The sequence below is a fragment of the Roseateles depolymerans genome (genome assembly GCF_003387155.1).
Taxonomy (GTDB): Bacteria; Pseudomonadota; Gammaproteobacteria; order Burkholderiales; family Burkholderiaceae_C; genus Roseateles; species Roseateles depolymerans.
The window spans coordinates 655,688-666,038 of the sequence record NZ_QUMT01000002.1 but is presented as its reverse complement, the minus strand read 5'-3'; the positions used below and the strand labels follow the sequence as shown (position 1 = coordinate 666,038).

General features: G+C 67.2%; 6 protein-coding genes. 5 read left to right on the top strand and 1 reads right to left on the bottom strand.

Annotated features, from left to right (window positions below; genetic code table 11):
- Positions 1-43 precede the first annotated feature (43 nt).
- From DES44_RS10975 to DES44_RS25970, 5 genes are all read left to right on the top strand, one after another.
- Positions 44-4,468, top strand: coding sequence for an SPM autocatalytic domain-containing protein (locus tag DES44_RS10975; RefSeq protein WP_058934980.1), 4,425 nt, complete (start codon positions 44-46; stop codon positions 4,466-4,468).
- A 242-nt stretch (positions 4,469-4,710) separates the two neighbouring features.
- Complete coding sequence (locus DES44_RS10970) at positions 4,711-5,868, top strand: glycosyltransferase family 4 protein (RefSeq protein ID WP_157592954.1); 1,158 nt, start codon at positions 4,711-4,713, stop codon at positions 5,866-5,868.
- 11 nt (positions 5,869-5,879) lie between these two features.
- Positions 5,880-6,770 carry a DUF5672 family protein gene (locus DES44_RS10965; RefSeq protein ID WP_058934978.1) on the top strand — a complete coding sequence of 297 codons (891 nt, stop codon included), beginning with the start codon at positions 5,880-5,882 and terminating at the stop codon, positions 6,768-6,770.
- Between the two features lie 54 nt (positions 6,771-6,824).
- A complete protein-coding gene (locus DES44_RS10960) occupies positions 6,825-7,802 on the top strand; it encodes a hypothetical protein (RefSeq protein ID WP_058934977.1) in 978 nt (325 codons plus the stop codon).
- 168 nt (positions 7,803-7,970) lie between these two features.
- Entirely contained in the window at positions 7,971-9,545 is a 1,575-nt protein-coding gene (locus DES44_RS25970; protein WP_058934976.1) for a methyl-accepting chemotaxis protein, read from the top strand.
- Here the strand turns inward: DES44_RS25970 and DES44_RS10950 are convergent.
- Positions 9,514-10,302: a PEP-CTERM sorting domain-containing protein gene (locus tag DES44_RS10950; RefSeq protein ID WP_083525548.1), complete on the bottom strand. Its 789-nt coding sequence runs from the start codon at positions 10,300-10,302 to the stop codon at positions 9,514-9,516. The genes DES44_RS25970 and DES44_RS10950 overlap by 32 nt on opposite strands.
- Positions 10,303-10,351 lie beyond the last annotated feature (49 nt).

The window sequence follows — 10,351 nt, the reverse complement described above, 5'->3', positions numbered from 1 at the left end:
TTCCGGTTTTGGCTTTCACCCTGGCATCTGATTGATCGACTGAATGGCCACCTTCGACGTCTCAGCGCTGACCCCGGAACAGATCGGGGCCCTGACCACTGCCCAGCTCAACACGCTGACCGGTGAGGAATGGGCACTGCTGACCGCCGCCCAGGTGGTCGGGTTGACGACCTACCAGGTGCATGCGCTGACCGCCCGCCAGCTGACGTCGCTGGCCTCCGGGCAACTGTCCGCCATGGAGCTGACCGATGTGCAGGCGATCAGCACCGCCGCCATCCGTACGCTCAGCACGCTGACGGTGCAGGCCCTGACCTCGGACCAGGTGCATGCGCTGACCACCGACCAGGTGCCCGCGCTGACCATCGACCGCCTGCGGCGGCTGGACAGCGTGCAGTTCAGCGCCCTGGACAGCACCCAGATTCAGGCGCTGACCTCGGTGCAGGTGCGGGGCCTCAACACCGCCCAGATCGCGCTGCTGGCCACCGACGAGGTAGCGGCGCTGACCGCCCAGCAGGTCAAGGCGCTGAGCACCGGCCAGCTCGGCTCGCTGAGCACCGACCAGCTCCAGGCCCTGGACACCGCCCAGATCAACACCCTCAGCGGCAACCAGAGCCGGGGCCTGACGGCCGAGCAGCTCAACAGTCTCACCAGTGATGCGCTGCATGCGCTGAACACCCAGGCGGTGCGCTATCTGACGACCACCGCTGTCTCGCATCTGAGCTCCGATGCGCTGGTCAGCCTGGACTCCCGCCAGATCAGCGCCCTGACGAGCCAGCAGTTCCGCACCCTGACCACGGACAACCTGGCCGCCCTGACCACCGAGCAGATGAGCGCGGTCGGCACCCTGCAGATCAAGGCGCTCAACACCGCCCAGGTGGCGGCGCTGGAGGCCGAGGACCTGGGCGTCATCGGCACCAAGGGTCTGCGGGCCCTGGACTCGGCCCAGCTGTCGGCGCTGAGCTCCGACCAGCTCAATGGTCTGACGGCCCAGCAGGTGGCCAGCTTCACCTCGCTGCAGCTCAAAGGCCTGCATTCGGAGCAACTGCCCTCCTTCAGCACCGATGAATTGCGGTCGCTGAGCAGTGCCGCCCTGGCTGGACTGCGGCCGGACGTGATGGCGGCGATGGATCCGGAGCAACTGGCGGCGCTCAAGACCGCGCAGATCCAGTCCATCACCACGCGGCAACTGGCCGCCTTCGACACCGACGATCTGGCGGCCCTGACCACCAGCCAGATCCATGCCCTGACGTCCAGCCAACTGGCCGCCCTGTCCGGCAGCCAGCTGCATTCGCTGACCACCGAGGACCTGGCCGCCCTGAGCAGCACCGCGCTGAAGGGGCTGAGCGGCGCGCAACTGGCGGCGCTGGACCCCGGTCAACTGGCGGCCCTGAGCAGCAGCCAGGCCGGTGCCATCGGCACCCGTCAACTGAGCGACCTCACGTCCGAGCAGTTGATGTCGCTGAGCACCGGTGCCATCCAGGCACTGTCCACCCGGGTGGTGGCCACGTTGACCACCGATCAGCTCGATCTGCTCACCACCGATCAACTGGTGGCCCTGACCTCGGCCCAGGTGCGGGCGCTGACCACGGCACAGTTGTCCGCCTTGACGCCGGACGACCTCAACAGCCTCACCACGGGGCAGTTCTCCGCATTCAGCTCCCAGCAGTTCCGCGGCCTGACCACCGAACAGGTGTCGCTGCTCCAGTCGGAGGACTTTGGGGCCTTGTCCGGCACGGTGATCCGGTCGCTCAGCACGGCGCAGATCAGCGCGCTGGATGTGTCGCTGGTGGGCGGCATCACCACCGCGCAGTCGCAGGTGCTTAATTCCGGGCAGATCGCCGCGCTGCGGGTGGACCAGATCACGGCTTTGAGCACCGATGCCCTGGCCGCCATCAACACGCTGGCCATCAAGGGCCTGACATCGGACCAGTTCGATGCCCTGGGCGCCAGCGCCCTCACCTCGCTGCGCACCAGCCAGCTCGTCGCCCTGAGCACCGCCCAGGTCCGGGAGCTGGACCATGAGCAGTTCAATGCACTGGGCACCCAGCATTTTGCGGCGCTGACGTCGTTCCAGATCGCTGCCATTTCCAGCAATGAAATCGGGCAGTTGGCGCCGGAGATGCTGGCCGCCATCAAGCCGGCCTACCTGACGGTGCTGGGGGCCACCCAGATCGGGCAGATGACCCGGGAGCAGTTTGGCGCCTTCGGCAGCAGCCAGACGGCGCAGCTCAGCACCAGCCAGGTTGCGGCGATGACGCCCGACCAGATCGATGCGCTCTCCAGCCAGGGCGTGATCGGCCTGAGCGTGACGGCGGTGCAAGCGCTGAGCACCACCCAGCTCAATGCCCTGGTGGACTCGCAGATCGATGCGATGCGCACCAACCAGATCGCCGCCTTGACCACCGCCCAGCTCGCGGCTTGGTCCCAGGGCGATCTGAACGCGATGAACACGGCGCAGTACGCGGTGCTGTCTTCGCGGCAGATCGCTGCGCTGACCACCGACCAGATCGCCAACCTGGAGCTGGCCGACGTGGCCGCCCTCAGCACCCGCGCCCTGGCGGGTTGGAACTCGGCCCAGATTGCGGCCTTGAGCGGCGACAGCGTCGCCAGCCTGACCGATGCGCAATTGGCGTCGCTCACCTCGAAACAGCTGATGGGCATGACGGTGGACCAACTGGACCACCTCTCGCCGGGGCAGTTGTCCAAGATTTCCAGCACCGCCTTGCTGGGGCTGGGCAGCGACCAGTTCGCGTCGCTGGACGGCGCGCAGATGGCGACCTTTTCGGCCAAGCAGATCGCCGCGCTGACCTCGCTGCAGATTGCCGCGATGCCCAGTGAGGTGCTGCAGGCGCTGACCACCGCGCAGTTCGCGGCCCTGCGCTCGTCGCAACTGGCGGCCCTGGATGCCAGCCAGGTGGCGGCGCTGGAGACGCAGGACCTGGCCCAGTTGCACACGACCTCGCTGCGGGCCCTGACCACCGACCAGATCGGCTGGCTGACGCTGGACCAGATCCAGGCCTTGAACACCTCACAGGTGGCGTCGCTGACCTTCCAGCAGGCCGCCGCGATGCATACCGACCAGATCGCGGCGCTGGACACCCACCAGGTCGCCGCACTGACCAATGTGCAGGTGCTGGCCTGGACCAGCGACCAGATTGCCGCGCTGGACCCGCAGGACATCGCCATGTTGCCGGGACGGGCCATCCGGGTGATGGACGCCGGAGATTTTTCCGCGCTCAACACCGACCAGATGCACCTGCTGACCAGCACGCAGGTGGCCGAGCTGACGCTCAACCAGCTGGGCGGATTCGCCACCGAGGATTTCGCGGCGCTGAGTTCCGCCGCCATGCGTGGCTTCAGCTCCAGCATGCTGAACGGGCTGGGCACCGACATGATCGCGGCCCTGGGGTCGGACCAGATCAACGGGCTGAGCACCCAGGTGCTGCGCGCCCTGCACACCGAGCAGATCGCCGCGCTGAACACCGACGCCATCCAGGCGCTGGACAGCCGCGACATCGCCGCCATGACCAGCCTGCAGATTGCGGCGATCTCGTCCGACGGCTTTGCGGTCATGTCCAGCGAGGATCTGACCGCCCTCACCCGCGACCAGGCCCGCGCCCTGACGGTGGACCAGATCCACGCCATCACCAGCGATGCCGTCATCGGCCTGGAGACCCGCGACCTGGCGGCCCTGAACATGGATCAGGTGCTGGCCTTCAGCACCGATGCGCTGCATGCGATGACCGGCAAGCAGCTCGATGCGCTGTTCCTGGCCACGCCCATCATGCTCAACCTGGATGGGACGGGTCTGTCGACCGTGGCGTCCGAGCATGGGGTGATGTTCGACATGAACGGCACCGGGCATCAGCAGCAGTGGGGCTGGATGGCCGGCGGCAACGGCCTGCTGGCGCGGGACCTCAATGGCGACGGGGTGATCAATTCCGGCGCGGAGCTGTTCGGCTCCGGCACGGTGCTGGCCAACGGGCAGCATGCGGCCAATGGCTACCAGGCCATGATGGCCATGGACAGCAACCACGACCACAAGCTGACGGCGGCGGATGCCGGGTTCTCCGAGCTGCGGATCTGGGCTGATGCCAATGGCGACGGCAAGACCGACGCGGGCGAGCTCAAGACGCTGGCGGAGCTGGGCATCGTGGAGCTGGATCTGAATGCTCAGGTCAGCTCGGCCCAGGACAACGGCAACCGGCTGGCGCTGATCTCGGGCTACAAGACGGCCGACGGGGTGACGCATGAGATGGCGGACGTCTGGTTCGCCAAGGGCGGCACCAGCGTCCAGGCGTCGGATGTGCTGGCGGCGCCCGGCCACGCGGGGCAGGATGCGGGCGGCTTGCTGTCCGCCGCGGTCCCGGTCAGCCCCTCCGCGGACGCCGGCCATGCGCCCATGGCGCATCTGCCGCTGATGCGGCGCCATTCGGACGACGACAATACCGCCACGCCGCTGATCTGATCCGGCGGCATCGGCGCCCGGCAGCCGGGGACGCAGGCCCAGACCCCAGACAGGAAGGCCAGGCATGCCAGCCAGGCATGTCCGACCCCAACCGTCCGGCCGAAGGCGCCCAGACAGAGATGCCCGGACAGAATCCGGCTTTTCGCCGCTTGCCCGGATTCACCATCGCGACACAATGGGCCTGAAGCTGCCCCATCGTGGCCCGTCCACGGGTGCCCGGGGCCAACCGGAAGGACGTCGCGTTGAAAACTCTGTGCATCGAGGGCTGGCGGGGAGTGAATCACTCCATCGCCATGGTCAACCAGAACCAGATCCTGGAGATGGTGAAGGACCCGCGCTTCCAGCTCTTCCACCGGGACGCGCCCTTCTTCATGCCGCATTGGGACCGCAGCAAGCTGGACTCCGGCTTCTCGCCCGAGGAGCGTGCCGTCATCGACGGCCTGCCGGACCCCGGCGAGCGGGTGATGGACACCTGCCTGCGCATTGCCTCGCCGGTGCGGCTCACCCATCCGTCCCTGGCCCGGCGCCACCTCACCTTCGTCGTGACCGAGTTCGGCCTGAGCGGCAAGAGCTTTGATCCGCCGGAGCTGCAGCCCTCCGCCTTCACCCAGGGCGAGGACCAGGTCATCACCCCCACCCGCTGGTCCAAGGCCCGGCTGGTGGAGTATGGGTTCGACCCGGACAAGGTGGAGGTCGTGCCCCACGGCTACAAGACCGACACCTTCTTCCCGATGACCGAGGAGCAGCGCCAGCAGGCCCGCGCCGCGCTGAACATCCGGCCGGAGGAAACCGTCTTCACCAATGTCGGCGTGGCCACCTGGAACAAGGGCATCGATCTGCTGCTGCTGGCCTTTGCGGAGCTGCGGCTGTCCGGCCTGCCGGTGCGGCTGATCCTCAAGGACCATCAGGGCCTTTACGGCATCTCGGTGGAGCGCGTGTTCGCGGAAATGGCCGCCCGAGCGCCGCAACTGGGCCTGCCCGTGGTGCGGGACGGCATTGCGGTGCTGTCCACCAGTCTCAACCTGCCGCAGATCCGCTCGCTGTATGCGCTGTCGGACGCCTATGTCTCGCCCTACCGGGCCGAAGGCTTCAATTTGCCGGTGCTCGAAGCCATGGGCTGCGGCACCCATGTGATCGTCAGCGGCGGCGGCGCCACCGACGACTTCACCCCGCCCGAACTCTGCCACCGGCTGTTCACCCGCCCCGGCACGCCGGCCGATGCGCCGCAACCGGTCGGCGGTGCGTTTGTGGTGCCGGACCTGGAAGACCTGCGCGAATCCATGCTGCAGGTCGTTGAAAAACGCCTGCCACCGCCCGCACGCCGGGAAGCCGCCCGCCAGCGGCTGGCCCAGCGTTTTTCCTGGGCCCAGGTGACTCGCCAACTGCTCGACCTCTGCTGACAAGGCGTCTCATGACCCCCACCTCCTCCGGCGCCGCCGGCACGTCTGCAACGTCCGACCCTGCCGCCAACGATCCGTCCGTGGCGCCGCCGCGCGCCGCGGGGCCCAGCCTGGCGGTGGCGATCATCGACACCGACCTGCATCAGCTGGCCCGTCAGGCGCTGCTGCACAGCATGCAGTCGATGGAGCGCCAGGGGCTGCCCTTCTCCCAGGTGCTGATCTATTCCGACAAGCCCGAGCTGTGGCCCGGCCTGCCGGTGATCCGCATTCCGACCCTGCGGTCCATCAGCGAGTACAACCTGCTGGTCACCCGGGAGCTGGCGCGGCATCTGAGCGCAGATTTCGTGCTGGTCATCCAGTACGACGGCTTCGTGCTCAATGCCGATCAGTTCTCGCCGCATTTCCTGCATTACGACTACATCGGCGCGCCGTGGCCCAACTACGACCGGCATGAGGTGGGCAATGGCGGGTTTTCCTGGCGCTCCCGGCGCCTGGTGCAGGCCGTGGCCCAGTTGGACTATGACGATCCGACCGAGGCGGAGGACCTCTTCATCTGCCGCCGCATGCGCGAGACGCTGGAGCGCCAGGGCTGCCGATTCGCCCCCAAGGCCATCGCCCAGCACTTCTCGGTGGAGTTCCCGGCCGTGCCCTTCCCGACCTTCGGCTTCCACGGCATCTTCCATCTGCCGTCGGTGTATCGGGAGAGTCCGGACTTCCTGGTGGAGCATCTCTCCGACCGAATCATCAAGAGCCGCAGCAACTATCTGCTGCCTGGCCTGCAGGTGGTGTCTCCGGCCGCAGCGCAGCGCTTGCAGCAGCGGCTGGCGGCCTTGCAAGCCGCGGACGCGGTGGCCGCAGCGGCCACCGCCGCGACGTCTGCCGCCACGCCGCCGCAGGCCTGAAGGCGGACCCTTTTCGCGCCCTGCCCCTTCACGCTTCCAGCACCGAGCCCCACGATGAAACAGATCATCATCCTGATCCCCCACGGCGTGCAGACCGGCGGGCCCGAGGCCCTGCATCAGCTCTCCGACGCTCTTTTGCGGCAGGGCCATGACGCACGGGTCTGGTATGTGCTGCCCAGCGATCTGGCCGCCATCGACCAACTGCATCGCGGCAACGGCCTGGGCCCCGAGACGGCGCTGCGCCTGCAGCCCCGGCCCAACACGGTGGCGGACTACGAGAAGTACCAGGTGCGGCTGGCCGAGCAGATCGTGATGAATGCCGACACCTGCGTGGTGCTGGCCGAGACCTACGTGCACTGGTTGCGCTATTTCCAGCCCTGCACGCCCATGGTCTGGTGGCTGAGCATCGACAACGCGTTTGAATATCTGTCGGTGCAGAAGGTCAACCTCAATGCCCTTCGGACCGAACGGGTGCTGCACACCTACCAGTCCAGCTATGCGCATCAGGTGATCCGAGCGCTGGGCTGCCACCGGACGCTGCCGCTGTCGGACTACACCCCGGGCGCCGATGCGGCGCAGCAGTGGCCCAAGACCGACATCGCCATCAATGCCAATCACAAGGTGCTGTATGACGTCGCCGCCATTGCCGCGCGGCTGGAGCGGGAGAACGACTGCCGGGTGCATCTGATCCGCGGCATGAGCCGGGCGCAGGTGTATGAGGCGCTGGGCCGCAGCCGGCTGTTCATCGACCTGGGCACTTTCCCCGGCAAGGACCGGCTGGCCCGCGAGGCCCTGACGCGCAACTGCTGCGTGTTTGCGCTGGATGTGGGCGCCGCCCGGGACTACCTGCTTCCGGCGGAGTGCTACTTCAAGCCGGACCAGGTGGACCAGGTCTTCGCCGGGGCCCGGCAGCTGATGCAGCAGTACGAGTTCTATCTGGACCTGAGCCTGCCCGCGCGGCAGGCGGTGATGCGCGAGCGCATGATTTTTGAGCGGGAAGTGGCGGGCCTAGCGCACGCCTTCGGCGCGTGACGAGCAGCCCGCCTCACCGGAGCGGGTTTACCCTGTAGGTCAACGCCGGACAGCCAAATCAGCCGGTCCCCGGCCCGTGTCATCGCCAGTTCGCTCTTCTGCTGCGCGGGGCGCTATCCGAAGATTCGCTTGCACTGAACCGAATCCATTTGTCGCGAGAGGCCCCCTATGAAGCTGCTGTCACTGAAGGTCAAGACCAAACTCTGGGCAGGCTTTGGCCTGATGGCCCTGATCGTGGCGCTCGTGGCGGGCGCCGCCCTCGTGTGGCTGGACCATGCCAACAGCCGGTTCCAGGACTACCTGGACGGCGTGGGCTACCGGCAGCGGCTGGTGAGTGAGCTGGAAACGGCGACCAAGTCTCGGGCGATCGCAGCGCGCAATCTGGTGCTGGTCAGCACGGCGGACGACCGCCGCCTGGAATACGCGGCGGTGACCGAGGCCCACAAGGCGGTTCAGGACAGCCTCGACAAGCTGAAGAAGGACATGTCGGACCCGACGGCAACGGCCAAGGACCGCGACCTGTTCGCCGCCGTCGCGTCCGTGGAAGAGAAATACGGGCCGGTGGCGCTGAGCATCGTCGCCATGGCCCAGCAGGGCCAGCGGGACGAGGCCATCACCAAGATGAACAATGAGTGCCGCCCGCTGCTGGCCGCACTGCTCAAAGCCACCAAGGATTTCATTGCGTATGAGGACCAGCGCGCCGCCAGCGAGACGGCCGATGCGACGGCCCGTCTGGCCCAGGACCGCTGGATGCTGGGCATCAGCGCGCTGGTGGCGGCCCTGGCGGCGGGGGTGCTGGGCTGGCTGATCAGCCGCGCCGTGACCCGTCCGCTGTCGCATGCCATCAGCCTGGCGCAATCCGTGGCGCAGGGTGATCTGCGGCAGGAGATCGAGGTGAGCGGACAGGACGAGATGGCCCAGTTGCTCGCGGCGCTGCGCGCCATGAGTGACAACCTGTCCGGCATGGTGACCAATGTGCGGGAAGCGGCGGACGGCATCGCCACCGCCTCGTCGCAGATCGCCATCGGCAATCAGGACCTGTCGGCGCGGACCGAGTCCCAGGCCAGTGCGCTGCAGCAGACGGCCTCGTCCATGGCCCACATGACCTCCACGGTGCAGCACAGCGCCGCGACCTCCCGCAAGGCGACCGACCTGGCCAGCGAAGCGGCCAAGGTGGCCGGCCAGGGCGGCGAGGTGGTGGGCCGGGTGATCAGCACGATGGAAGCGATCAATGGATCCAGCCGCCGTATTCACGACATCATCGGTGTGATTGACGGCATCGCCTTCCAGACCAACATCCTGGCGCTCAATGCCGCGGTGGAAGCGGCACGGGCCGGTGAGCAAGGGCGTGGATTTGCGGTGGTGGCGGGTGAAGTGCGGGCTCTGGCCCAGCGCTCGGCCAATGCAGCCAAGGAAATCAAGACGCTGATCTCGGACAGCGTGGAGAAGGTGGATGCGGGCGGCGCCCTGGTCAACGAGGCAGGCCGCACGATGGAGGACATCGTTCGTCAAGTGCGGACGGTGACGGAGCTGATGACCGACATCAACCAGTCCAGCGAACAGCAAAGCACCGGCATCGGAGAAGTGAATGCCGCGGTGTCGGCCATCGACCAAGGCACGCAGCAGAACGCGGCGCTGGTGGAAGAAAGCGCAGCCGCGGCCGAGAGCCTGCGTCAACAGGCGCAGGCGCTGACGGAGATGATCTCGCGCTTCAAGCTGCGGGATGGGCTGCGGATGGCGTGATGTCAAGGGCGAGCGCGACACGAGCGCGGCCGGTGTTCCGCCGGCGCTGCCAGAACAGTGCCCCGCCGCCGGCCAAAACCAGCGCGAGCGACGCGGGTTCCGGCACTTCGGTGCTCCGCAGGGCGATGGCATCGACCTGCAAGGCGCTGTAGAGAGTCGGATCCTCCGTCTGCTGCACACCGAAGTAAATCGACCACAGTCCGCCCTGTCCGAAGGTGAAGGACGACGTGCTGCTGCGCAGGTCGATCACCGCCTCCGTGATGCCATTGGACGCAATGAAAAAGGCATTGTCGACATTGCCCGCACTGCCCGCCGTGCCCACGGCCACTTCGCCGAATCGCTTCGACAGCCAGTCGAGCGTGTCACCGGCCGAGACATTCACGTCCTGCGCGATAAAGCCCCCTCGAAGGAAACGGCCCGCCAGGTTCTGGGAGAAGAAGGTGGGCGCCGCCGCGCCCGACGGACTGAAGGGCGCCGGCTGCGGACAGTTGATGTTCCAGGGGTCGCTCGTGCAGGTCACGTTCTCGTTCAGGTCATGCAGCGACATCGCCACGATCAACGCCGACTGGTTGCCCGTCAGCGCTGGATACCCATTGCCCGCATTCACAATGGCCGTGGACGACCCACCCACGAACGCCCCGCTGGCGTACCAGCCGTTCAAGGTGCCGCTTTCGAAATCGCCGTTCACCACGGCAGCGCCCTGCGCTGACAAGGACACGGCAGCGCCCAGCAGCGCGGCGCTCAATGCTCGTTTCATGGTTGCTCCCTGATGGTGGCGCGCGCTGTGCGCGTCGCCACTATCCTAG

Coding starts and splice junctions, on each gene's coding strand:
- DES44_RS10975 (WP_058934980.1), top strand. CDS start 44: ATGGCCACCTTCGACGTCTCAGCGCTGACCCCGGAACAGATCGGGGCC.
- DES44_RS10965 (WP_058934978.1), top strand. CDS start 5,880: ATGACCCCCACCTCCTCCGGCGCCGCCGGCACGTCTGCAACGTCCGAC.
- DES44_RS10960 (WP_058934977.1), top strand. CDS start 6,825: ATGAAACAGATCATCATCCTGATCCCCCACGGCGTGCAGACCGGCGGG.
- DES44_RS25970 (WP_058934976.1), top strand. CDS start 7,971: ATGAAGCTGCTGTCACTGAAGGTCAAGACCAAACTCTGGGCAGGCTTT.
- DES44_RS10950 (WP_083525548.1), bottom strand. CDS start 10,302: ATGAAACGAGCATTGAGCGCCGCGCTGCTGGGCGCTGCCGTGTCCTTG.